Below are 24,319 nucleotides of genomic sequence, written 5' to 3' on the forward strand. Positions count from 1 at the left end.
ACCTCACATGCCGAGTTTCTCGAAGATTTTGCCGAGTTTCTCTTCCAGAATCGCCGCCGTAAATGGTTTCACCACATACCCGCTTGCGCCCGCCTGCGCTGCCGCAATAATGTTCTCTTTCTTCGCTTCTGCTGTCACCATCAGAACCGGAAGAGCGGACATTTTGCCGTCAGCGCGAATCGTTTTGAGCAGATCCAGACCGTCCATATTTGGCATGTTCCAGTCAGAGATCACAAAATCAAAGCCACCGGCCTGTAATTTGTTGAGGGCGTCAACGCCATCTTCTGCTTCTTCAACGTTATTAAAACCTAGCTCTTTCAGCAGGTTGCGCACGATACGACGCATGGTGGAAAAGTCATCCACAACCAAAAATCTGAGCTCTTTGTCCGCCATAAAAACCTTCTCCTCGTTAAATACGTATTGCCTGTCCGGCACTGATTTTCGCCAGCATCTGCTGGCTTACCTGGCTAAGATCGACCACTTCGCTCACGCCACCCATATTGATGGCCTCGCGCGGCATGCCGAACACCACACAACTTGCTTCATTCTGCGCAATCGTCCAGGCGCCAGCCTGGTGCATCGCGAGCATTCCGGCGGCGCCATCGTTGCCCATCCCCGTCAGGATCACCCCAACGGCGTTGCGCCCCGCATGTTTCGCCACCGAATGAAACAGCACATCCACAGACGGACGGTGCCGGTTAACCGGCGGACCGTCATGAATTTTGATTTGATAGTTAGCGCCACTGCGCGCCAGCTCCATATGCTTGTCGCCCGGTGCGATATAGGCGTGACCCGGCAGAACACGTTCACCGTCTTCCGCCTCTTTCACGCTAATCTGGCATAGCTTATTCAGGCGCTCAGCGAACGAACGGGTAAAGCCTGGCGGCATATGCTGGGTAATAAGAATACCCGGGCTTGAAAGCGGCAATGGCTGGAGTACATGGCGAATTGCCTCTGTTCCTCCGGTTGACGCGCCGATCACCAGCAGTTTTTCCGAACTCAGCAGCGGACCGGCCTTCAGCGTCGCAGGGACGGCCGCAGGGGTGTGCGCCGTCAGTTTGGCGCGCGACGCGGTGCGGATCTTCTCGGCGATCATCTCGCTGTAGGCAAGCATCCCTTCGCGAATGCCCAGCTGCGGTTTGGTGACAAAATCCACCGCTCCCAGCTCCAGCGCGCGCAGGGTAATTTCTGAACCTTTCCCGGTCAGCGAGGAGACCATCACCACCGGCATGGGACGCAGACGCATCAATTTCTCAAGGAAATCAATCCCGTCCATGCGCGGCATTTCGACGTCCAGCGTCAGCACATCGGGGTTAAATTTCTTAATTAAATCCCGCGCGACGAGCGGATCGGGCGCAGTCGCCACCATCTCCATGTCGCTATGGCTATTGATAATTTCAGTCATGATCTGGCGCATCAACGCGGAATCATCGACAGACAACACCCTGATCTTACTCATGCTTTTTCCTTACTCAGCGCATATACCGTCTGGCCGCGCAGAACAAATTCGCGGGCGAGGTTGCTGAAGTTCTCCGAATGCCCGGCAAACAGCAAGCCATCGGGCTTGAGCAGCGGAGCAAAACGGCGCAGGATCTCCTGCTGCGTCGTTTTATCAAAATAAATCATTACGTTACGGCAAAATATCGCGTCGAAAGGACCCGGTACGTTGTACTGTTTATCGAGCAAATTGACCGGAGCGAACTCCACGCAATTCGCCAGCTCCTGACGCACGCGAACCAGCCCTTCATGCGGGCCTGTGCCGCGCATGAAGTAACGCTGCAGCTGCTGCGGCGACAGGGTTTTCAGCTCGTCCTGGCGATAGACGCCGTTGCGCGCTTTCTCCAGCACTTCGGTGTCGATATCGCTGGCGTACACCTTCCAGCGGCCGGGCGCCATGCCCAGCGTATCGGCAAGGGTAATCGCCAGCGAGTAAGGCTCTTCGCCCGTCGACGCCGCCGCGCTCCAGACACGATATTCCCCGCTACGACGGCGGGCATGTTCCGCCAGTACCGGGAAGTGGTGACCTTCGCGGAAAAATGCCGTCAGGTTCGTGGTCAGCGAGTTGATAAAGGCCTGCCACTCGGCGCTGTTAGGGTTAGCCTCCAGCATGCCCAGATAACGACCAAAATCATCAAGCTCCAGGGTGCGTAAGCGCCGGACCAGTCGGTTGTAGACCATGTCTCGCTTATGGTCGGCAAGCACAATCCCTGCACGCTGGTAAATCAACTGACATATCCGACGAAAATGCGCGTCGGACAGCGCGAGGCGCTGGGTCATTTGCTGCAATAATGACGATTGCCCCGAGGGGTTTGGTGAGGTCATAGCGCCTTCTTTATCACTTTCAGGTTACAACTGGCACGGCCTGTGACCGCCCGACTTCTGCTACTTTTTCGACTTGCTCTTTTACGTTAAAAACGGCGACCAGACCCGTCAGATGATCGGCCTGGTTTGCGAGCTGGTCGGTAGCGGCAGCCGCTTCTTCAACAAGAGAAGCGTTCTGTTGCGTTACCTGATCCATCTGCGTCACGGCCAGTGCGACCTGTTCGATGCCGCGACGCTGTTCGTCTGAGGCGGAAGCAATTTCGCCCATAATGTCGTTTACACGCGTCACCGAGGTGACAATTTCCGTCATCGTGTGGGCAGCGGTATCCACCAGCTGAGAACCCTGTTGCACCCGAGAGACGGACTCTTCAATCAATACCTTGATCTCTTTCGCCGCGTTCGCGCTGCGGCTGGCGAGATTGCGCACTTCGCCTGCCACCACCGCAAAACCACGGCCCTGTTCACCGGCACGCGCCGCTTCAACGGCGGCGTTCAATGCCAGAATGTTCGTCTGAAACGCGATACCGTCGATCACGCTAATAATGTCGCCAATTTTCTGCGAGCTGGTGGCGATCTGCTGCATGGTGCTGGCCACATGCGACGCCTGATCCCCGCCCTTTTTCGCTGTTAAAGCCGCCTGTTTCGCCAGGTCCGATGCCTGCCGGGCGTTGTCGGCGTTCTGGCTGACGGTGGCCGTCAGCTCTTCCATACTGGCCGCTGTTTGCGCCAGAGACGCAGCCTGCTGCTCAGTACGGGACGACAAATCGTTGTTCCCCGCCGCGATTTCGGAAATACCGGTGTGCATCGCATAACTGCCCTGTCGCACATCGGTCACCGTTTCGCGAAGCGATCCCTGCATTGCTTTCAGGCTGGCAAAAATGGCTGAAATTTCGTTCTTACCAAATACCGCGACCGGACGCGCCAGATTGCCTTTGGCGATGCTGTCAAAATGGCTGCTGATAATCGCCAGCGGCAGGACGATCATCTTGCGCGACCAGAGCAGCGCCCCGCCGGTGAGAAGCAGCGCCAGGATCACCACGGTGGCGAAAATCACCCCCGACATGTGATAGCTGGTGCGGCTGTCGCTGCTCGCCTCTTCAACGAACTGGTTCATGTCCTGCTGCCAGGCGTTAAAGCTTTTATCGAACGCGGCCTGGGAGTCCTGTACCGGCGCCGTCAGAAAATCTGACAGCTGGTTGTTCTCAAGCCAGGTGGCCTGATGCTCCAGATCGCTATGCCACTGGCTATAGCCCTTTTGCATCTCGGCTTTCAGCGCTTTGGCTTTGTCGCTGAGCGCCTCCTGCGCGCCGAAGGCGTTAAACTGCGCTTCGGCCTGTTTCAGGCTGTCACGCGCGGTGGTCATCAGCGCCTTGATGTCATCAGGCGGATAACTTAATGCCGTTAATGTGCCCGCTTTATTCAGCGCGGTGCTGGCCTGCAAAAGCACCGCGCGGGTTTGCGCGAGCGAGGAGCGCTGCTGATTACTCGTCTCAACTTCCTGTAAGTTCTGATAGCCATCGCGAAAAGCCCAGAAAGACAATCCATTACTGCCAACTTGCAACACACCGCAAAGGATCAGAATCAAAAACAGTGTGGTCGAGATACGAATACGATTTAACATCCACGCTCCCATCAAGCGGTCATTAGCCGCGGTTAAATGTCAGTCAAAATGTTTCCCAGTTTTCTTCTTGTCCGGCGGCCTGCGCGCGGGTGTTGTTCATCCTTGCGGCAGGCGCGGCCCCGGCAGAGATTGCCCGGGACGCCACCGTATTTTGTGGTCCAGAGGTAAGGCGAAACGCCGAGACGGCCATCTTCAGACGGCTCGCCTGGTCTTCCAGCGCAGCGGCCGCGGCCGCGGACTCCTGCACCAGCGCGGCGTTTTGTTGTGTGACACGATCCATTTCTGACACCGCCAGCGCCACCTGGTCGATCCCGCGACTCTGCTCATCGGACGCAGAGGCGATTTCGCCCATGATGTCGGTCACGCGCGTCACCGCGTTGACGATGTCGTTCATGGTTTCACCCGCGCTTTCAACCAGCACGGAGCCGGTATCGACGCGAGCGACAGAATCTTCTATCAGGGATTTGATCTCTTTTGCCGCGTTGGCGCTGCGGCTCGCCAGGTTGCGCACTTCCCCGGCGACGACGGCAAAGCCACGCCCCTGCTCGCCCGCACGCGCCGCTTCAACGGCGGCGTTCAGGGCGAGGATGTTGGTCTGGAAGGCAATCCCGTCGATCACGCTGATGATATCGGCGATTTTTTTCGAGCTTCCGGCGATCTCGTGCATGGTTTTCACCACGCCATCCACCACCTTGCCGCCGCGCTGTGCGGTTTCGGAGGCGCTTTCTGCCAGATGTGCCGCCTGACGGGCGTTATCGGCGTTTTGCTTCACGGTCGCGGTGAGTTCTTCCATGCTGGCGGCTGTCTCTTCCAGGGCAGAGGCCTGCTCTTCGGTACGCGAGGAGAGATCGTTGTTGCCCATGGCGATTTCACTGGTGCCGGTGTAGATCGCATCCGATCCCTGACGCACGTTGGTGACGGTGTCGGTCAGAGAGCGCTGCATGTGATCGACGCTGCCCGCCAGCTCGGTGATTTCGTTACGACCAGAAATCACCAGCGTTTTGGTCAGGTCGCCACTGGCGATTTCACGAATGTGACCGATCACTCGCGCCAGCGGGTTGAGCAGAATGGCGCGAATGCCGTACCACACGGCCACCAGCACAATCACCAGCGCGAGGGCCAGGATCGCCATTTGCCATTTGGCAAAGTGGTAGTCGCTTTTGCTTTCGTTGAAGGCCGCGAGGTACTGCTCGCTGCTGGCGGTAGCGTATTCGCTCAGCGCTTTGCCAAGGGCGTTTTGCATCCCCTGCGTCGGCTGGGCGAAATAGGCGTCCATATTGCCGTTTTCGAGGAACTGGGTCAGTTCAGCCAGTCCGGCAGCATAGGCCGTGTATTTTTCGTCAATGTTTTCGCTCGCCTGCACCATGGAAGGCAGCGGCGTAATCTTTTTGAAGGCGTCGTAGTGTTTCGCGGCGTCGGCCAGGGTCGCGCGCGCATTTTTCAGCAGATCGGTTTTCGCGCTGCTCTGCTGATTGTTCGGGTCCATCATCATGCGGGCGGAAGAGCGGCTCAGGTTGATACGCGTTTGCAGCATCAGATCCCAGGTCGACGTCAGCTCACTCTGCTGGAGACGTAAATCATTGGAAACAGCAAAACTCTGCTGGTTATTTTTTAAGGATGAGAAAAACAGCCCACCGGAAATAAGCTGAAGAAGTGCGAAAATGACCAGCACCATCATCAGCATTGTGACAACGCGGATACGGTTCAACATACAACACCTTCTCTAAGAATTATTAGTGGTGTTATCGGCACAGGCTGCGGGAACTTTACATTTGCGAAAGGGAAAAACGTCGGCTCAGAATGCGACGTCGACGATCAGGGTGTCGGAGTAGGTTCCGGCGGGGGGAGTTGTCTGGCCGGTGAGCACTTTGGCGGTGTAATTATAGGTGCGCAGAAGCCCGTCAGTACTGACCTGTGATGAGGTGGCGCTCGTCCAGCGCTCGGTTCCGCTGCCGCCCCAGCGGTTGCTGGTCGCCTCTTTATAAATGTCATAATTAATATAATTACCGTTGCTTATCATTCGGCGCACGCCATTCGAGGCGTTGGCGCCATTGTTGATGCCGATGGTGTAGGTGCTGCCCTTGGTGCAGGTAACGGAAATGGCCTGCGAGACGGTGGGAAAATTTTGCACCAGCGGCGCGCTGTTAAAGTTGACGTTTGGTGTGGTCATTGCGCTGCAATCGTTGGTGACGTTCATGTTGAGCGTAATGCTGGTGGTGGCGGTGCCGGTTTGCGGCGTGAGGCAAAGTCCGACGGCCCCGACGGAACAGACGTTGTAGTTAATGCTAAAGGTCAACACCACCTGATACGGCCCCGCCGTCACGTTTTGCCCCGCTACCGTGCGGAAATAAAGAGGGATGTTGTACTGCTTGGCCCCCAGCAGGTTGAGCAGCGTGGCGCCGCTCCAGGTATAGGCTTTGGCGATTTGCACTTCGCTGCTGCCGGAACAGCCCGACAGCCCGCACAGCCGGGTGGGAATGACATCGGTGATGGTCGCATTGTCCGTGCGTTTCATGGTCGCGCGGCTGTTAGCTGAGACGGTCGCGGCGGTGTAGTTCAGGGTTACGGAGTCATTGGTGATGAGGTTCAGGATCGCATCGCAGCTCACCACCAGCGTGCCGGTGGTTTCAACTTCGCCCGTGCCGCTCAAGGCAAACGACGTCACGCTGCCGAAATTCGCATTGACGGTGCTGATGTTACACACCGCCCAGCTGCCGCCCGAGAACAACAGCAGCATCAGGGCGATCAGCAGGCGTTTCACGGGGCCTCCCGGCAGGTCAGCGGCCCGAAGGTTTGCAGCTTGTGATCCGGATTCGCGCCGATGGTCAGGGTGGCATAGCAGCGTTTCCCCTCCGGCAGAATCACTTCCAGCGGGTTCACGTCGTTGAGATTCTCCAGCCACGCGATGCCGTCATACCCGACCACCGCCGTGCTGCGCGCCGCGCGTTTCACCTGGCTGCCGACGGGGATCGCCTCCCCTTGCGGATCGTGCAGAATCACGCTCGCCACTCGCTCCTGCTCCATCGGGAAATCCACCAGATAACCGCTGTGACGGCGAATGGCGACGCGGCGTTCCGTCTCTTTGAGCCGCGTATCGGCGGGCAGATTGAGCGTGTTGATGCTGTAGCTCGCCGGGTAGTAGGCCGATACGCCGCTGACCAGCAGATAGCCGTTGTGATTGGTTTTGCCGACCGGCTGGTTTTCGTAGTTGACCGGCACGTCCGGGTGGCCGTCGGTGCTGATCACCACGAAGGCGTCGTTGATTTTATTGGCAGCAAACACTTCGTTGTCCATCAGGACGATCGAGCCCATCGCCTCGCCCCACCAGGTCATCATGTCCTGCTCGCCGTATCCCCCGCCCTGCACTTCGATATTGTTGTTGCGCCAGCCCAGCGTCGCCTGCTGATAGTTTTGCGATCTCGACTGATTCGCCCACGCCATATTCCAGCTCAGTCCGCCGTCGGACGGCATCGAGTGGTTGTAGTTGATGCGCTGGGTGCTGCCGGAATCCGGCGTGTTTTCAAAGGTGACGGCGGCGCTGTCCCGCTCGCCTATCGGAATTTGCAGGGACATCGCCACCGTCCAGTCGCCGCGCTGCTGGTCGCGACTGGCGGCGAGATAAATACTGCTGCTTCCCCACAGATTGCGGCTCCAGGAGAGGTTCAGCAGCTCGGTTTTCTGGCTGTCAAAACTCTCCACGCCAATCCACGCCGCGCCGATATTGCCGTAGTTACCGAGATTAAAAGTGAGCGAATACTGGTCGGTATTGCGGCTCAGGCTGGCGATGGGCTGATCGTGCTCATCATAGATAGTCGGCTGATCGTAGAGCGCCAGGTTGCCGTATCCGCGATCGCGCCGGGAGTGCTGCGTCGCGAGGCTAAAGGCGCTGGTGCTGTACTGATAGCCCCAGTTGATCTGCCCGCCGTCGTCGCCTCTCATTCGGCTGTGGGTGTAAGAGCCGTTGACCACGCCGAGCTGCCCCAGTTTGACCACCGTTCCCGCCCCGCCGAGGGCCAGCTCTTCTGCCGCTTCGCCGTGCCCTTCCAGGCTCAGCCAGTCGGTTAAGCCGTAACGATACGAGCCGCTGCCCGCCGCCGGGCCGTAGTCAAAATTCTTGATGCCGTAGCTGCGACGCAGACTCCCCAGCGTCACCGCCCCATCGCTCAGCCCCTGCTTGAGGAGATCGCTGGTGACATAGAACGGCATGGTGGTGCTGACCTGGCGCCCGAGCGCATCGGTGGTGATCAGTACCGCGTCCCCTGCACCGTTGATGTAGGGCAGATTGGTGAGGGTGAACGGGCCGGGCTGGAGCTGCGTCGAGCCGGAACGATAGCCGTTGATGAACAGATCCACCGACGTCGGCACCGCCGCTTCGCCGGAAAACTCCGGCAGCGGCCAGGTGACCAGGTCCGGACGCAGGGAGAAGTCGCGCCCGTAGCTGATCCCGCCCATGCGTACGCTACTGCTCCAGCTTAACGCATCGCTGATCACATCCCCGGCGGTCCAGGTGGTCGCGTCGTCTTCATTGGTGATCATCACCGTGGTGTCGTAACGGACGTACCCTTCCTGCTGGCCCGAGTCACCGGCAAAGCTTTTGCGCGTATACCCGGTTGAAGAGAGCGACCCGTTTTCATTGAAATAGCGGAACTCGTGCCAGAGCGAGGCCTGGCCGCCGATGTGTTCCGTGTGGTTGGTGTAGAGATCGTAATTGAGCAGCGCGCCCCTGCCATACTGGGGCTTGCTCTGGGCGGTCTGTCCGCCGAAGGGCGTGACCCGGGTCGATACCCAGTCGCGCGGGACGCTCAGCAGCAGGCGCTGGGCGGCACTGTCATACTCCACGCCCACATGCGCCAGCCGGGAGAGATCGACTTCGCCGTTCGGCACCTGTTCCGGCGGCAGACCGGCGCGCAGCAGATCGGCGCTGGAGATAAAAAAAGTCCCGTTGCGCTGCGTGACGGGGACCACCAGGCCGGTGTCGTAGTGGTTGATCACCACCGAGAGCTGGAACACGGCCTCGCTGTTGAGCGCCTGCGCATCCGGCGGGGGCGGTAAACTGTCATCACCGTTTTCGGCCCAGGCGCTGGTCGTCACGCAAAGCAGGATGATCATCGCCGGTTTCAGTGGGCGGGCGCCGACTGCCATTGCGCGTTCCCGGCGTTAATTTGCGCACTCATCTGGCTGGCCTGATGCACGCCTGCCGGCAACGGCCAGCTGCGGGTACTGTCCGGGAGGACATAGCCCAGCAGACCGTCGGCGATGGTCCGCTTGTCGAGCAACACCTGGCTCAGACGGACGTGGACATCGCCCCGATTGCGTACCTGCAGTGCGGGTTTACCGTCCTCCTGCACAATCTTCCAGCTCAGGTTTTGCGGCTCCACCAGGGCGTGATGCGCCCCCTCTTTGATCGTCGGGATGCCCTGGCCGTAGACGAACAGCGGAATGGAGTAGCGCATCTGGATTTTTAGGCCGATTTCGGGACGGGATTTGTCGCCGGGCTGAGGAATTTCGTCGACGATAATGCGGTAGGCTTGCTCGACGCCCATCGGAACGTCGTTCTGCTTGATAAGACGAATCAGCTGCTTGCCGTCTTTGCCAATGGTGACAATCGGCGGGCTGGCGACCACATCCTGCTGAGCGGTGTAGCGCTCGAAACCGTTCTCCTGCTTCCAGCGCATTATGCGCACCTGCATGGTGGTGGCGCTGTTACCCTGATTCTGGATCCACAGCTCGGTGGCTTTGGTATCCGCGGAAAGCCAGGGGTCGATCGGCCACAGCAGAATGGTCGCCGCCGCGTTGGCCCTCCCCGTCATCACGGCCAGGACGGCCCACATCCCCAGTACGCCATAGCGAATAGATGATGCCTTCATTGACCTTCTCCCTTAGATCACCATGACAAGGTCACAGTGAGTTGATCTGAATAGGTGCCGGCCGGGCTAAACCCCGTCAGCAGCGCCACACCAAACAGCGGCAGCGCAATATTGTTGCTATTGGTATAGGTCACCGGCACCGCCTGATTGACCCCGATCTCACTGTTAGCCGCCAGCGAACTGCTGCTGTACAGGCGGTAGGCCACCATTTCCGTGCCGCTGGCCCGCTGCATCCTGCGCACCGAAGAGTAGTGCTGCCCGCCGTCGATACTCATACTCAGGGCGACGTTGGGCGTGCAGGCGATCGACAAGGATCCGTTCGGCACAAAGCTGGTGCTGACCTGCCCGGTCGCAACGCCGGATCGCGTACCGAAGTTAAGCGTCCCGAGCACGCCGCCGGTGCCTGTCGTCACCGAACAGCCCGGCACGATCGTCGCCGACACCTGAAACGACTGCGAGGTGACCGCGCGCGCCGTTCCCACTGCCGCTACCCCGGCGATGAGCACAAATACAAGGCGCAGTTTTCCCTCTGCGATTTTTCGCAGACGTGAGATGACATCGGTCATTTCCGGCGCTGGAACTAGTAGGTCACGCTGACGTTAATGGTGTCCGTATAGGTTCCCGGTACCACGGTGACGCTGTTCCCGCCCCCGGTAATTCGGCCATACAGGGTGTAGCTGTCGACGCCGCCTGCGGTGGAGGCCACCGGGAGCGGTGCGTTGTTGGCGATCACGTTGTTAAATCCGCTGTCGCTAAACAGGCTGTAGGCCACGCCCTGCGCGGTGTTGGCGGTATTCACCAGGTAGCGCGCAGGCGTGCCCGGCGTGCCGACAACGGTACCCGGCGCGGTGGAGTTGGTGTTTCCGGTGATCGCCACCGTATAGCTGGCGGTCGTACACTGGATGGTGAAGGTGTTCCCTCCGCTGGCACCCGCTAACTGGGTGGTGAGGGTGGAGAAAGTGGCGGGATGGGTCCCGAAATCAAGGCTACCGAAATTGATGCCGTTTTGGGTCGGAGAGCCGTTGATCAGACAGCCGTTGGTTAATGTCAACGTGGCACCGATGGTCCCGCTGCTGGTCACCGCCATCGCCTGCTGCGCCGCGAAAACCAGCATGCCGCCCGTACAGATCAGAAGGAGTTTACTTTTCATTTACAGCCCTCCAGAAAGTGTTGCCCTTCGTATTTTATTTATACCACTCAATCTGTTAGCACCACTTAACATTCCCAATCAGCGCTTATTGAGAATTTAGTTTATGGATCGCGGTTCAACCACCAGGGCAATTGGACCTCATACCTTTGCCCTATTGATGTTTTATTCCAATTTAAAACAATAAGTTACATGTTTTGCGATAGGTTTAAACGCCGCTTTGTTGAGGATATATTCACAATAATGTGATTAGCGTCACAATATATCACTCGCCCGTTAGCAACAAAATTAATAAAACTTAAAAATTTGTTGTATCTGCATTCGCTTTACTTCAATTTATGCGATGAATGTATTTGTGCGCTGAAATAAAAAAAAACATATGACTCAGCGCACTGATGACAACTTAGGCGCATAAACAGAGGGTCTTTTTTCGTGGCAAGTGCAAACAAACTCACGCTCTTCATCGTGATTTTCATGCTGGCGGGTATTCTTTCAGGGGCAGTCATTCACGAGTACGCGTCTGCCGACGCTATCGCGACCTGGGCAGACAACATCACACTCCTCACCGATATTTTCCTCCGACTGATCAAAATGGTGATCGCTCCGCTGGTGTTCAGCACACTGACGGTGGGCATTATGAAGCTCGGTGAAACCTCCACCATTGGCCGCGTCGGCGGGAAAGCGATGGTGTGGTTTATCAGCTCGTCGGTGCTATCCATATTGGTCGGTCTGTTTATTGTCACCCTGGAGCAGCCCGGCACGGGCCTGAACCTGACGATCCCGGCGGGCTCTGTCGACACCGGGCTGGCAGTCAGCGGGATGTCGCTGAAGGGGTTCCTGTCGCACACGATTCCGACCAGTATTGTCGGCGCGATGGCGAATAATGAAATTCTGCAGATCGTGGTCTTCTCGATGTTCTTCGGCATCGGCGGCGCGTCGCTGGGCGAGAAGTTCAACGCCCCGCTGGTCGCCGCGCTGGACGTGGTCTCGCATATCATGCTGAAAGTAACCGGCTACGTGATGTACGTTGCGCCGCTGGCGATTTTCGCCGCCATTTCTTCGGTCATCGCCACCCAGGGGCTGGGCATTTTGCTCAACTACGCCTCGTTTATCGGTGGATATTACGTCGCCATTCTGCTGACCTGCCTGGTGCTGCTGGCGGTGGGCTATATGGTGCTGAAAAAAGAGGTCTTCCGCCTGGTCAGCATGCTGAAAGATCCGGTACTGGTGGCCTTTACCACCAGTAGCTCAGAGGCCGCTTACCCGAAAACGCTGGAGCAGCTCACCCGCTTTGGCTGCTCGCGCAATATCGTCTCCTTTGTCCTGCCGATTGGTTACTCCTTCAACCTGGTCGGCTCGATGGTCTATTGCTCCTTTGCGTCGATGTTTATCGCCCAGGCTTACAATATTCATCTGAGCTTTGCCGAGGTGACCGTCCTGATGCTCACCCTCATGCTGGCGTCAAAAGGGATCGCCGGTGTCCCGCGTTCCGCGCTGGTGGTGCTCGCCGCGACTATCCCGAGTTTCAACATTCCGGTTGCGGGGATTTTGCTGCTGATGGGAATCGATCACTTCCTCGATATGGGCCGCTCGGCGATTAACGTGCTGGGCAACGGGATCGCCACCGCGATGCTGGCGCAGAATGAGGGCTTGCTGGAAGAAGAGCCAGAGCTGGTGGAGCAGGAAGCGTAAGGTGTAAAAAAAGCCGGGTGGCGGCTTGCGCTTACCCGGCCTACTCTTTAGTGCCATTGTTGATGCCGGGAAACCCGGCTCAACATCACGCCACGTGGCTTGCCGCGATATCCAGCAGGGCCATCTCGTCGCTGTTCAGCAGTTTTTCGATATTCACCAGAATCAGCATACGGTCACCCAGCGCGCCGAGGCCGGTCAGATATTCGGTCGACAGGGTCACGGCGAATTCCGGAGCCGGACGGATCTGGTCGGAAGCCAGGGACAGCACGTCAGACACGCCATCCACCACGATACCGACGACGCGCTGGCCGAGGTTCAGGACAATCACCACGGTGTTGTCGTTATACTCCACGTCACCCTGGCTGAACTTCACGCGTAGATCGACGATAGGGACGATTACCCCACGCAGGTTGGTCACACCTTTGATAAAGGAAGGTGTGTTGGCAATGCGAGTCACCTGATCGTAGCCGCGAATCTCCTGCACTTTAAGAATATCGATGCCGTACTCTTCATCGCCTAAAGTGAAAACCAGGAATTCCTGCCCTGATGGCTCGCCGGCCAGTTTCGTTACATTACTCATACCGGTCATGTTTTTACCTTCTTAACTAATCAGGCGGCTGTGTACGCCACACGTTGTTCACGATTTAAACCCTGAAGCGCCGACACATCGACGATCAGTGCGACGCTGCCATCGCCAAGGATGGTGGCAGCTGAAATTCCCGGCACTTTGCGGTAGTTGCTTTCGAGGTTTTTCACCACCACCTGGTGCTGACCAATCAGCTGATCGACCAGCAGCGCATAGCGGCGGCCCGCGCTTTGCAGAATAACCACGATGCCCTGAGTCGCTTCGGTTTTGGCTCCGTCGACTTCAAAGACTTTCCACAGTTCCACCAGCGGCAGATACTCGCCACGCACTTCCAGCACGCGCTCACCGCCCGCCAGCGGATGCAGATCTTCATCACGCGGCTGCAGGGATTCCATCACCGCACCCAGTGGCAGGATGAAGACTTCGCCTGCGACCTTCACCGACATCCCGTCAAGGATCGCCAGGGTCAGCGGGAGCAGGATACGGATAGTGGTGCCGGAACCTTGCTTGGACTTGATCTCAACGTGGCCGCCCATCTCCTGGATGTTACGTTTCACCACGTCCATGCCCACGCCACGCCCGGAGACGTCAGTCACCTGCTCTGCCGTCGAGAAGCCAGGCGCGAAGATCAGCATCCCCACTTCTTCATCGGTCATGTTTTCGCTGACGGACATGCCCTGAGACATCGCTTTCGCCAGAATACGCTCGCGGTTCAGACCGGCGCCGTCATCGGTCACTTCGATGCAGATGTTGCCGCCCTGATGTTCTGCAGAGAGCGTCAGGTTGCCGACCGGGGATTTCCCGGCCGCGATGCGGTTTTCCGGAGATTCGATACCGTGGTCGAGGCTGTTACGCACCAGGTGCGTTAACGGGTCGATAATGCGCTCGATCAGGCTCTTATCCAGCTCGGTGGAGCTCCCCACCTGAGTCAGTTCAATCTGTTTGTTCAGCTTGCTCGCCAGATCGCGCACCAGACGCGGGAAGCGGCTGAAGACGTATTCCATCGGCATCATACGGATGGACATCACTGATTCCTGCAGATCGCGGGCGTTACGTTGTAACTGACCCATGCTGGTAATCAGATCGCCGTGGGTGACCGGGTCGAGTTCGTTTGAACGCTGCGCCAGCATTGACTGGGTGATCACCAGTTCACCGACGAGGTTAATCAGCTGATCGACCTTCTCAACCGCCACGCGGATGCTGGTCGATTCGCTGCTGCGGGCCGCCGGTTTTTCACGTTCCGCACGATTTGGCGCAGCCGCGTCATTCGGTACCGCTTTCAGCGCAGGCGTCGGAGCCACCACCGCAGGCATCGCCACTTCTGGCGCGGCCATCACTTCAGCCACTTCGGCAGGCGCTTCAACAGCGGCGGCTTCGGTTTCAAAGCTAATCTGGTCCGCTTCAATCACGAAGCACAGCACCGCGACGATATCATCCTGGCTGATACCACCGTCGATGGTGGCGGCCAGGCTGTCCGGGCCTTTCACGACATTGCTCAGCGTCGCCAGGTTACCCAGCTCGTCTTCCAGCAGATTCACTTCGCTCCCTTTCAGACGAGAGAGCACCACGCGCAGCTTCGCTTCGGCTGCAGGCGGAGTCACCTCGTCGGAGGCCAGGGCATCAACCACGCTCAGTTTTGCCGCGCTGACCGCAGGTGCCGCGACTTCGCCCTTCGCTTCCAGAGCTAACTGGCGCAGAGCGTTGCAGATGTATTCAAAGCTTGCAGCATCTGGCTCTTGCGAGCTTTTATAGGCGTCGAGCTGTTCCTGCATAATATCTTTGGTTTCCAAAAACAGGTTAATAATGTCGGTGTTGAGCTGCATCTCACCGCGACGGGCTTCATCCAGCAGGTTTTCCATTAAATGGGTCGTTTCCTGCAGGATGGTAAATCCAAATGTTCCGGCGCCACCTTTAATGGAATGTGCGGCACGGAAAATGGCATTGAGCTGCTCTGAATCCGGTGCCTCAGGCACTAAATCCAGCAGATGCTGCTCCATGTCTGCCAACAACTCGTCGGCTTCGTCAAAAAACGTCTGGTAAAAATCGCTAATATCCATGCTCACGCTATCACCTCGGATTGGCTGGTGGCGATGTTGGAACGGCAGCCGAAGGCACTGCCCCTGGCTGTTTTAAATCATCCAGTGACTCATTCTGGCTTTCGGCGTTTTCGTGCAGAATGGTCTGCTCCGCCTGCTGATTGAGCACTAAAAGACTGATACGACGGTTGATGGCATCGTCCGGGCCGCGGTCGGTGACGCGCATGGTGGCGGCCATACCGACGACGCGAAGGACTTTGCCCTCATCCAGCCCACCGGCCACCAGCTCGCGACGCGAGGCGTTGGCACGATCGGCAGATAGCTCCCAGTTGCTGTATCCCTTCTCCCCGCTGGCATACGGGAAATCATCCGTGTGACCCGAGAGGCTGATACGGTTTGGGATCCCGTTCAGCACCGGGGCAATACCGCGCAAAATATCGCGCATGTAAGGCTCTACTTCTGCGCTGCCGGTTTTAAACATCGGGCGGTTCTGGCTATCAATAATCTGGATACGTAATCCTTCCTGCACCAGATCGATCTTCAAATGCGGGCGCAGGGCGCGCAGTTTCGGGTCTGCCTCGATGAGCTGATCCAGGTCGCCACGCAGTTTTTTCAACCGCGCCTGCTCCATACGCTTTTTCAACTCGTCGATATTCGGTTCTTTCTTCACTTCACCCTTTTGCTGGGTGACATCGTCACCGCCGCCAGGGATTGGGCTGTCGCTGTTAGCAATACGGTGTCCGCCCGTGACCGCCGTCGCCAGCGGGGTTCTGAAATACTCCGCAATCTGAATCAGCTCTTTCGGACTGGAGATGGAAATCAGCCACATCACCAGGAAAAAGGCCATCATCGCGGTCATGAAGTCGGCGTAAGCGATTTTCCACGAGCCATGGGAACCGTGCCCATGACCTTTGTGCTTGCGCTTTTTGACTATGACGATGGGATGGGACTGGTTTTTCATGCGTCCTCAGTCGTCGTCTGTTGGTTCGGGTTCTTCACGGCACGAACGTGTTCATCAAGCTCGACAAACGATGGACGCTCGCTGGAGTACAGGGTTTTACGCCCAAACTCTACCGCGATTGGCGGTGCGTAGCCGTTCAGGTTTGACAGCAGCGTGATCTTCACGCACTGCATCATCTTGGTGGTTTCCGCGCTCTTCTGACGCAATACCGTTCCCAGCGGCGAGATAAAACCGTAGGCAAGCAGGATCCCGAGGAAGGTCCCCACCATGGCGTGAGCAATCAGCGCGCCGAGCTCTGCAGCCGGACGATCCGCTGAGGCCAGAGCGTGAACCACCCCCATCACCGCCGCCACGATACCGAAGGCGGGCAGTGAATCACCCATGGTCGCCAGCGCGCTCGCCGGGACTTCGGACTCGCTTTCATGCGTTTCGATCTCTTCGTCCATCAGCGCTTCGATTTCGAAGGTGTTCATGTTGCCGCTGATGATCAGTCGCAGATAATCGACGATGAAATCCAGCATGGTCGCGTCGGCGAGAATGCGCGGATAACTCGCAAAAATTTCACTCTCTTTCGGGTTCTCAATATCACGCTCCAGCGAGAACATGCCTTGTTGACGCGACTTCGCCATCAGACGATAGAGCAGCGCCAGCAAATCCATATACATGCTTTTGGTGTATTTCGAACGACGAAACAGTAACGGGAGCGCTTTCAGCGTCCCTTTAATCGATTTACCGTTGTTACCAACGATAAACGCACCTATCCCGGCGCCGCCGATGATAATAAATTCAGCCGGTTGATAGAGTGCTCCCAGTTCCCCACCGGTAATCATATATCCACCGAAAACGGTACCGAGTACGACCAGGTAACCTAATAAGATAAGCACGACATCATCCTTCTGCTAGTGACTATGGCAGGATGTTCAGGTTGAAGACTTAACCGGATCGCAGGGTAAAAAAAAGCAGCGGTAATTGCTTACCGCTGCTGGAATCTTTCCCACACGTTCGGGTTAAACAGCTTGTTCGATCTGTTCATCCAGCAGTTGTGGATTAATATCGGCAGCTTCCGGGGAAAGTTTACGTCTTTTTACCGCACGGGAAGGCGGCTGACACAAACTGCAGGCGAAGCTACCTACGGGCTGGTGAGCGTGGGTGATAAAGTTGCCGTCGCAGCAATTACAGCGCGACAATTGCAGCAATCCACTCTCGACAAAGCGCACCAGAGTCCATGCACGGGTTAGCGCCAGAAGTGGCCCCTCTTCCGGCTGGGGACATTGTTCAAGGTAGAGTTTGTACGCTTTAATAACGGCGTCCACGCCGGTGCACAAACCCGTTTTCAAAAGAAATTGCCAGGCGTTACAAAACATCGATGCGTGGATGTTTTGCTCCCAGGTCATAAACCAATCCGTAGAGAACGGCAGCATGCCTTTCGGCGGCGGGCTACCGCGTAATTCTTTGTACAATTTGATAAGACGACCGCGGCTCAGCTGAGTCTCGCTTTCCAGCATTTGTAAGCGAGCACCCAACGTGATCAGTTCCATAGCTAACTGAATGTCGCGAGCTTCCTGAACAATGCTTTTTTCGCTCATCTTCAAGCCCTTTTCTTACGGGCCACGTCGTCAGGCTGGCTGATTTCGGTGAGAAGGCGGGTTGAAAGCAAAATTCCGGTATGGATCTGTTGCAGATCGTCTACGCGTGAATCCTGAGTCAGACGGGTAATCGTCTGATGACTGTCGAAGCGGAACTGACACACCAGCTGATTGGTTTCCGCCAGTTTGACCATCTGAGGGAGGGTTAATCCGCCAAGCGTTGTTGCCATCTCTTCGCTGATACCCAGACGGAACATGGCGGACGGTTTGTCCTGACTAATCAAACGCTGCGCAAGTAATAAGTATGACAAATTTATGTCATAGACATGTTTAAGCATCTCGGATGTATGCATTTTTCCCATCCAGAATAACCAACTATAATTTTTTATGCGGTAAGACCGCACCCCGTGATGTCGCCGAGAAAACCCCGGTAAAAAAAAAGAAAAGGCGAAAATGCATAGTCGAATTAAGGTTAAACTGGATAAAACGCGCGGTGTTTAAAATGGTGATCCTTGACCATTGCGTCTTATCATTACTTACAAATAACTAAGATTTTTCCTAATTCGAGGCAACTCTACTCGTCCGTTTTCCGACATACAATGCAGCCCCTCCCGAAATTTAAAAAAAATGTGATCCAGATCACAAAAACCACGGTATAAAAACGGAATGAACCATCAGTTTGATTTGTAATTTGAACAAATATTGACCACTTGAACGCCTTTTATATTCTTACCATGCGAATACTCATGCACAGTGACCATCGTTGCGAGAGGACCCTCAACTGTTGTTACACCAGATGCGATCAAGGCATTAACATTTCATCTCAATATTGTATACATTGATTTATTTACTTATAAAAACAATGAATTACAGCTTTAATCAAATAAAATAGTTTCGTCTGGTGATGGTAACTGACTTATTGACGGGGCGTTAAAATGATTCATCCACTCATTATTAAAATGTAGACATTTAACTTAAGGCGTTCTTTTCGGTGGTTAAGCTGCGTTATGCCACTATTCGTTTTATAAGAATAATTAATGAATAATTATGATAAGCGTCACACCATTGTCGTATTGCCCTCTTGCGAAGCGTTGCGAATCGCGCTAATGGTGAAGAATCCTCTGTCTCAGGACATCAAAGGAGTGAGCTATGAGTTACTCGCATATTCTTGTGTGTGTTGCGGTGACACCAGAAAGCCATCAGCTACTGGCGCGTGCCGTCTCTATCGCCCGCCCGCTTAACGCGCGGGTCAGTCTTGTTACCCTTGCTGCCGAGCCCGAAATGTACAACCAGCTGGCCGCGCCAATGCTGGAAGATATTCGTGGTCTGCTGCAGGAAGAGACCCAGCAGTTTTTGCAGGAGCTGGAAGACAAAGCTCAGTACCCTATCGCGCGAACCTTTATCGCGACGGGTGAACTGAGCGAGCACATTCTCGATATCTGTCGCAAGGAGCAGGTCGATCTGGTGATTTGCGGGAACCATAACCAAAGCTTCTTCTCGCGCGCGGCGTGCTCCGCCAAGGCGATTGTCAGCTCAAGTCAGGTGGACGTGCTGCTGGTTCCCCTCGGCAGCTGATGCCACCGAGGGGCGCTACTCAGGCGAGTTTAGGGAAGGTGGCGACCTTTTTTTGCAGGTTGCTCTCCTTACTGCGGGGCGTGAGCCGCTCAAGATCGCGGATAAAATGCTCCTGCCAGTGGTTAATATCGTTTTCCCGGATGACCTTCATCATCTCCGCGTGACGTGAAATGCGTTCCGTCAGCGGCATGGTGAGCGCCCTGTCCAGCGCATTCGCCACGTCATCGCTGTCATAAGGATTGACGATGAGCGCCGACGTCAGTTCGTTGGCCGCTCCCGCGAACTGCGACAACACCAGCACGCCGGGATCTTTCGGGTCCTGCGCGGCAACATACTCTTTTGCCACCAGATTCATCCCGTCACGCAGCGGCGTCACCAGCCCCACTTCCGCATAGCGGAAAACCTTCATCAGAATTTTGCGCTCAAAATGTTGATTCAGATAATAGAGCGGCGTCCAGCCCAGCTGGCCGTAGCGGCCATTAATCCGCCCCGCTTCGGTTTCCAGCTGATGGCGAATGTCCTGATAGGCCTGCACTTCCCCACGGGAGGTCGGTGCAATCTGCGTATAGCGGATTTTCCCGTGGTGCTGCGGGAACTTATCCAGCAGTCGCTCATAGGCCTGGAAGCGCTCCGGCAAGCCTTTGGAGTAATCCAGACGCTCGACGGAGAAGATGTTTTTGACGTTTTTCAGCTCGCTTTTGAGCTGCGCCAGTTTCGGCGGCAGCGGGCCAGAGGCATCGGCGGCGATCTCATCCGGTTCGATGCCGATAGGATAGACCTCGGTTTCGAAGGTTTTCCCCCACGCGGTGTGAGACTTGCTGCGCGTGGTCAGGCGCGTTTTACCGGAGACGCTATCGAGGAACGCCAGACGGTCGTTTTCGGTCTGGAAGCCGAGCAGATCGTAATCGCACAGCCCTTCCAGCAGCTCTTCGTGCGGCGGTAAGGCGTTGAAAATTTCCGGTGTCGGGAACGGGATATGCAGGAAGAAGCCGATCCGGTTGTTCACGCCACGTTTTCTCAGCTCGCTGGCAAACGGCAGCAGGTGATAATCGTGGATCCATAAAATATCGTCTTCCTCGATTAAGGGCAGCAGTTTATCCGCCAGCAGCGCGTTGACGCGCATGTATCCTTCGAAGGATTCGCGCTGGAATTTTACCAGGTCCAGGCGATAGTGAAACGCAGGCCATAGCACCGCGTTGGAAAACTGCGAGTAGTACTCTTCGTAATCCTTCTCGCCAAGATTAAAGGATGCCCACGTGATGTTGCCCCGTGTCACCTTTTTTAGCGGCTGATCCTCATTACCGACATCCCCGCTCCAGCCAAACCAGAGCCCGCCGGCTGCTTTTAAGGCACCCAAAATCCCCACCGCCAGACCACCTGCGCTGGATTTTTTATCGTCCGGTGGCGCAATTCGGTTAGAGACTACGACTAAGCGACCCATCATGTTTTCTCCTGTTGTTATGCGCTATTTTTTCTTCTTGTTGCTGGTTAGCGACTTCAGTGACCCACTGCCAGACGCTGGCGACGTTAGGCAGTCGCCATCCGGCACAGGTTTCCCCCTGTCCGACTTTAATAGAAATCCCTCCAGCCTGATTCACGACGCGAAAACCGCTCTCGTCCGTCAGGTCGTCGCCGATAAACACCGGCGTCCTGCCCGCGAACGGCGCTTCGGCCATAAAGGCACTAATCGCCTCGCCTTTGTTAATGCCCTTAGGTTTGATTTCAACCACACATTTCCCCGGCTGCAGCGCGAGCTGCGGATGCGCGGCCACGACTGAGGTTGCCAGCGCGGTTATCGCCGCCTCGTGCTCTGGCGCCTGTCGATAGTGCAGCGCAAAGGCCATCCCTTTGGCTTCCAGCTCCGTACCCGGCAGATGTTCAAGCGCAGCCGTCAGCTGCGCCGTGAGCGTCTGAATCAGCGAGTCGGGGAGTGAGACGATATGCGCGTTGCCATGGATGTCGCGGCGCTCCGCTCCGTGCACACCGGCAAGCGGAAAGCGGTAAGGCCTGGCGAGCTCATCAAGCTCGGCCATTGAGCGCCCTGATATCAATGCCAGTGCTCCCTGATTGTCTTGCGAGAGCTGGTCCAGCACCCGGAGAATGTCGGCGGGCAACACCACCTGATCAGGGTGTGGTTTGATCTCGGCGAGGGTCCCGTCAAGATCGAAAAAGAGTGCAAATTCTCCGGTCAGTGCAGGCGGTACGGTTAACGAGTCTGCCACCCTTGTCCTCCTTACGGTTTTCGAGATGTCAGACATTTAACATCTCAGTAGCCATGTAAGTATAGACAGTGTGACGCTGCTCGCCATTTAGAACACCGCCTGCAAGCGAAGCTGGCAGGCGGTGGGAAGGTGGGACTAGACTTAAAAGTTGAGCCTGATTTTACCTAAAGGGTACGTTTCGCTTTTTGCTTGTAACGGTCGAAGATCACCGCTGCCAGCAGGATCAGGCCACGTACCACGTACTGCGAGAACGGGGAGATATTCAGCAGGTTCATGGCGTTCTCCACGGTGCCGAGGATCAGGATACCGGCCACCACATATGAGATTTTTCCGATGCCGCCTTTCAGTGAAACCCCACCTAAAACGCAGGCAGAAATCACAATCAGCTCATAGCCAATGGACGTCATCGGCTGGCCGCTGGTCATACGCGAGGCCAGAATAATCCCCGCCGCCGCCGACACCAGCCCGGAGAGCACGAAGATAATAATCTTGGTACGCACCACCGGGACACCGGCCAGACGCGCCGCCTCTTCATTCCCGCCAATCGCCAGCGTGTTGCGGCCAAAGGTGGTTCTGTTGAGCAGGAAGCCGAAAATAATCAGGCAGCCCACCGTCAGCCAGATTGGCGCCGGCAAACCCAGCCAGTTCGCGTAGCCGAGAGTAAAGAAGCGCTCGTCTTCGATACCCACCGCTTTACCGTCAGAGATAATATAGGCCAGACCGCGCACAATCTGCATAGTCGCCAGCGTGGTGATCAGGGCGTTAATTTTCAGACGCGCGATAACAAAGCCGTTCACCAGACCGCTGAGCACGCCGAGCATCAGACCGGCGAACACGCCAATCCACAGGCTTTCGGTCATGTTGATGACCACCGCCGTCGTCACCCCGGCACAGGCGATAACCGACGCGACGGAGAGGTCGAAATCCCCGGACGCCAGACAGAACAGCATTCCGCAGGCGACCATGCCCGACATGGAAATCGCCAGACCCAGCCCTTTCATATTGATAAAACTGGCGAAATTCGGCACGAAAATCGCGCAGCCGATAAACAGGACCGCGAAGACCACCAGCATCCCGTATTGATCCCAGATGCGCCCCAGGTTAAAAGCCGACTTCGGCGCGCGGGAGGTAGTAACAGAAGACATCATTCACTCCTTGCTCAGGCGACAGCCTGGCTGACTTTAGGCATGGCGAGGCTCAACGCCTGTTGTTCATTCGCCTGTTCATGTAACAGCTCACCGGCGATATCCCCTTCGCGCATCACGATGATGCGGTCGGCGACGCCCAGCACTTCGGGCAGATCGCTTGAGGCGAAAAGTACCGCCACGCCGCGTTTTGCCAGCTCATAGATGACGTTATAGATTTCGTGCTTCGCCCCGACATCGATGCCGCGCGTCGGCTCGTCCAGCAAAATGACTTTCATCTCTTCCGACAGCCAGCGGCCAAGAATCGCTTTTTGCTGGTTGCCACCGGAGAGATTCATAATCAGCTGCTCAGGGCCGGGAGTTTTAATATTCAGGGAGCGAATATGGTTATCGGCGTTAATGTTTTCCCAGCGATCGTTAATTAAACACCCGGCACGAAGGAATTTTCGCCGCGCTGAGATGTTGATATTGTCGCGAACGGAATGGACAGGAATAATCCCGTCGGCTTTACGATCTTCCGGGCAGAGCATCATACCAGCGCGAATGGCGTGGGCCGGTTTCTGGATATCCACCGGCTGGCCGTCGATGTACACCTGGCCTGCGGTGATCCGCGTGCCGCCAAACAGCCCTTTCATCAGTTCGCTGCGCCCGGCGCCTACCAGCCCGAACAGGCCGACGATTTCACCGCTGCGCACCGAGAGCGAAATCGGTGTGCGCACGCCCGGCGCTTTCACGCTCTCCAGACGCAGACGTTCGGTGCCGTACTCGCGCTGTTGCCAGTGATAAATATCCCCCAGCTCGCGGCCGACCATCGCCTGCACCAGCTGGTCATGATTTACCTGCTGCATGTCGGTGAAGGTGCGCACGTAGCGCCCGTCTTTGAAGACGGTGATCGCATCGCTCAGGGCGAAAATCTCTTCCATGCGATGAGAGACATACAGAATGATGCGCCCCTCTTTACGCAGCTCGCGGATCACGCGGAACAGGTTGTCGATCTCGCGCGCCGAGAGGGAACTGGTCGGTTCGTCAAAGGCGATAATTTTGGCGTTACGCGCCAGCGCCTTGGCGATTTCCACCATCTGCCACTGGCCGATGGAGAGGTATTTCAGCGGGGTTTGCGGATCGATATCCAGCCCGAGATGCTGGAGCTGCAGCCCGGCTTCGTAGTTGAGCAGCGAACGGTTAACGATCCCGCTTTTGTGAGGCAGTTGCCCCAGATAGATGTTTTCCGCCACCGTCATTTCAGGCACCAGGTGCAGCTCCTGATAAATGATCGCGACCCCGGCATTCAGCGCCGCCGTCGTATCGGCAAACGCCATCTCTTCCCCGCGAATGGCCAGCGTGCCGGTCGTCGGGGCGTAGTTTCCGCTGAGGATTTTTAACAGCGTGGATTTCCCCGCGCCGTTCTCCCCCATCAGGGCGTGGACCTGACCGGGATAGCAGTCAAAACTGATATCGGTCAGCGCGTTCACACCGGGAAAGGTTTTCCCGATGCCGCGAAAAGAGAGAGTCAGGTCAGACTGTTGCATAACGTCTCCGTGATTCCAGTAGTGTACGTC

22 protein-coding genes are annotated in these 24,319 nt (G+C 56.6%); 2 read left to right on the top strand and 20 right to left on the bottom strand.

Features of this window, described 5'->3' with window-relative positions:
- Positions 1–3: 3 nt before the first annotated feature.
- From cheY to U9O48_RS13720, 10 genes are all read right to left on the bottom strand, one after another.
- Positions 4–393 carry a chemotaxis response regulator CheY gene (gene cheY, locus U9O48_RS13675; protein WP_282494684.1) on the bottom strand — a complete coding sequence of 130 codons (390 nt, stop codon included), beginning with the start codon at positions 391–393 and terminating at the stop codon, positions 4–6.
- Between the two features lie 16 nt (positions 394–409).
- On the bottom strand, positions 410–1,459 hold the full coding sequence (locus U9O48_RS13680; RefSeq protein ID WP_282494685.1) for a protein-glutamate methylesterase/protein-glutamine glutaminase: 1,050 nt from the start codon (positions 1,457–1,459) through the stop codon (positions 410–412).
- Positions 1,456–2,322 carry a protein-glutamate O-methyltransferase CheR gene (cheR, locus tag U9O48_RS13685; RefSeq protein ID WP_100779756.1) on the bottom strand — a complete coding sequence of 289 codons (867 nt, stop codon included), beginning with the start codon at positions 2,320–2,322 and terminating at the stop codon, positions 1,456–1,458. Before cheR ends, U9O48_RS13680 begins: the two co-directional genes overlap by 4 nt.
- 19 nt (positions 2,323–2,341) lie before the next feature.
- Complete coding sequence (gene tap / locus U9O48_RS13690) at positions 2,342–3,943, bottom strand: methyl-accepting chemotaxis protein IV (protein WP_285144229.1); 1,602 nt, start codon at positions 3,941–3,943, stop codon at positions 2,342–2,344.
- A gap of 43 nt (positions 3,944–3,986) precedes the next feature.
- Complete coding sequence (tar, locus tag U9O48_RS13695; RefSeq protein WP_324722660.1) at positions 3,987–5,654, bottom strand: methyl-accepting chemotaxis protein II; 1,668 nt, start codon at positions 5,652–5,654, stop codon at positions 3,987–3,989.
- An 84-nt stretch (positions 5,655–5,738) separates the two neighbouring features.
- Positions 5,739–6,704 (bottom strand): spore coat U domain-containing protein, encoded by a 966-nt coding sequence (locus U9O48_RS13700; protein ID WP_324722661.1) that lies wholly within the window; start codon positions 6,702–6,704, stop codon positions 5,739–5,741.
- Positions 6,701–9,085 carry a fimbria/pilus outer membrane usher protein gene (locus U9O48_RS13705; protein WP_324722662.1) on the bottom strand — a complete coding sequence of 795 codons (2,385 nt, stop codon included), beginning with the start codon at positions 9,083–9,085 and terminating at the stop codon, positions 6,701–6,703. Before U9O48_RS13705 ends, U9O48_RS13700 begins: the two co-directional genes overlap by 4 nt.
- A complete protein-coding gene (locus U9O48_RS13710) occupies positions 9,061–9,810 on the bottom strand; it encodes a molecular chaperone (protein WP_416382089.1) in 750 nt (249 codons plus the stop codon). Before U9O48_RS13710 ends, U9O48_RS13705 begins: the two co-directional genes overlap by 25 nt.
- Positions 9,811–9,827: 17 nt before the next feature.
- Positions 9,828–10,376 (bottom strand): spore coat U domain-containing protein, encoded by a 549-nt coding sequence (locus U9O48_RS13715; RefSeq protein WP_324722663.1) that lies wholly within the window; start codon positions 10,374–10,376, stop codon positions 9,828–9,830.
- A gap of 14 nt (positions 10,377–10,390) precedes the next feature.
- Positions 10,391–10,960, bottom strand: coding sequence for a spore coat U domain-containing protein (locus U9O48_RS13720; protein WP_285144224.1), 570 nt, complete (start codon positions 10,958–10,960; stop codon positions 10,391–10,393).
- A gap of 429 nt (positions 10,961–11,389) precedes the next feature.
- Here U9O48_RS13720 and U9O48_RS13725 point away from each other — a divergent pair, with 429 nt between their 5' ends.
- Positions 11,390–12,649: a dicarboxylate/amino acid:cation symporter gene (locus tag U9O48_RS13725; protein ID WP_282494692.1), complete on the top strand. Its 1,260-nt coding sequence runs from the start codon at positions 11,390–11,392 to the stop codon at positions 12,647–12,649.
- 85 nt (positions 12,650–12,734) lie between these two features.
- Here U9O48_RS13725 and cheW read toward each other — a convergent pair whose 3' ends face one another.
- From cheW to flhD, 6 genes are all read right to left on the bottom strand, one after another.
- Positions 12,735–13,238: a chemotaxis protein CheW gene (cheW, locus tag U9O48_RS13730; protein ID WP_282495451.1), complete on the bottom strand. Its 504-nt coding sequence runs from the start codon at positions 13,236–13,238 to the stop codon at positions 12,735–12,737.
- A 20-nt stretch (positions 13,239–13,258) separates the two neighbouring features.
- Entirely contained in the window at positions 13,259–15,298 is a 2,040-nt protein-coding gene (gene cheA, locus U9O48_RS13735) for a chemotaxis protein CheA (protein WP_324722664.1), read from the bottom strand.
- 4 nt (positions 15,299–15,302) lie between these two features.
- Positions 15,303–16,232: a flagellar motor protein MotB gene (gene motB, locus U9O48_RS13740; protein ID WP_282495449.1), complete on the bottom strand. Its 930-nt coding sequence runs from the start codon at positions 16,230–16,232 to the stop codon at positions 15,303–15,305.
- Positions 16,229–17,116 carry a flagellar motor stator protein MotA gene (gene motA / locus U9O48_RS13745; RefSeq protein WP_282495448.1) on the bottom strand — a complete coding sequence of 296 codons (888 nt, stop codon included), beginning with the start codon at positions 17,114–17,116 and terminating at the stop codon, positions 16,229–16,231. The genes motB and motA overlap by 4 nt, the downstream gene beginning before the upstream one ends.
- A gap of 123 nt (positions 17,117–17,239) precedes the next feature.
- The gene (flhC, locus tag U9O48_RS13750; protein ID WP_107704251.1) at positions 17,240–17,818 is read right to left on the bottom strand and encodes a flagellar transcriptional regulator FlhC; all 579 of its coding nucleotides are present in this window, start codon (positions 17,816–17,818) and stop codon (positions 17,240–17,242) included.
- Positions 17,819–17,820: 2 nt separating this feature from the next.
- Entirely contained in the window at positions 17,821–18,171 is a 351-nt protein-coding gene (gene flhD, locus U9O48_RS13755; RefSeq protein WP_181826511.1) for a flagellar transcriptional regulator FlhD, read from the bottom strand.
- A 796-nt stretch (positions 18,172–18,967) separates the two neighbouring features.
- Here flhD and uspC point away from each other — a divergent pair.
- Positions 18,968–19,393 (top strand): universal stress protein UspC, encoded by a 426-nt coding sequence (uspC, locus tag U9O48_RS13760; RefSeq protein ID WP_282495447.1) that lies wholly within the window; start codon positions 18,968–18,970, stop codon positions 19,391–19,393.
- Positions 19,394–19,412: 19 nt separating this feature from the next.
- On the opposite strand, the gene otsA is transcribed toward uspC, so the two are convergent.
- The 4 genes from otsA to araG form a co-directional block, all read right to left on the bottom strand.
- A complete protein-coding gene (otsA, locus tag U9O48_RS13765) occupies positions 19,413–20,834 on the bottom strand; it encodes an alpha,alpha-trehalose-phosphate synthase (protein WP_285149574.1) in 1,422 nt (473 codons plus the stop codon).
- Complete coding sequence (otsB, locus tag U9O48_RS13770) at positions 20,809–21,615, bottom strand: trehalose-phosphatase (protein ID WP_324722665.1); 807 nt, start codon at positions 21,613–21,615, stop codon at positions 20,809–20,811. The genes otsA and otsB overlap by 26 nt, the downstream gene beginning before the upstream one ends.
- 164 nt (positions 21,616–21,779) lie before the next feature.
- On the bottom strand, positions 21,780–22,760 hold the full coding sequence (araH, locus tag U9O48_RS13775) for an L-arabinose ABC transporter permease AraH (RefSeq protein WP_282495445.1): 981 nt from the start codon (positions 22,758–22,760) through the stop codon (positions 21,780–21,782).
- Positions 22,761–22,774: 14 nt separating this feature from the next.
- Complete coding sequence (gene araG / locus U9O48_RS13780; protein WP_282495444.1) at positions 22,775–24,289, bottom strand: L-arabinose ABC transporter ATP-binding protein AraG; 1,515 nt, start codon at positions 24,287–24,289, stop codon at positions 22,775–22,777.
- Positions 24,290–24,319: the final 30 nt, after the last annotated feature.

It is taken from the genome of Lelliottia sp. JS-SCA-14, from assembly GCF_035593345.1.
GTDB lineage: Bacteria > Pseudomonadota > Gammaproteobacteria > Enterobacterales > Enterobacteriaceae > Enterobacter > Enterobacter wanjuensis.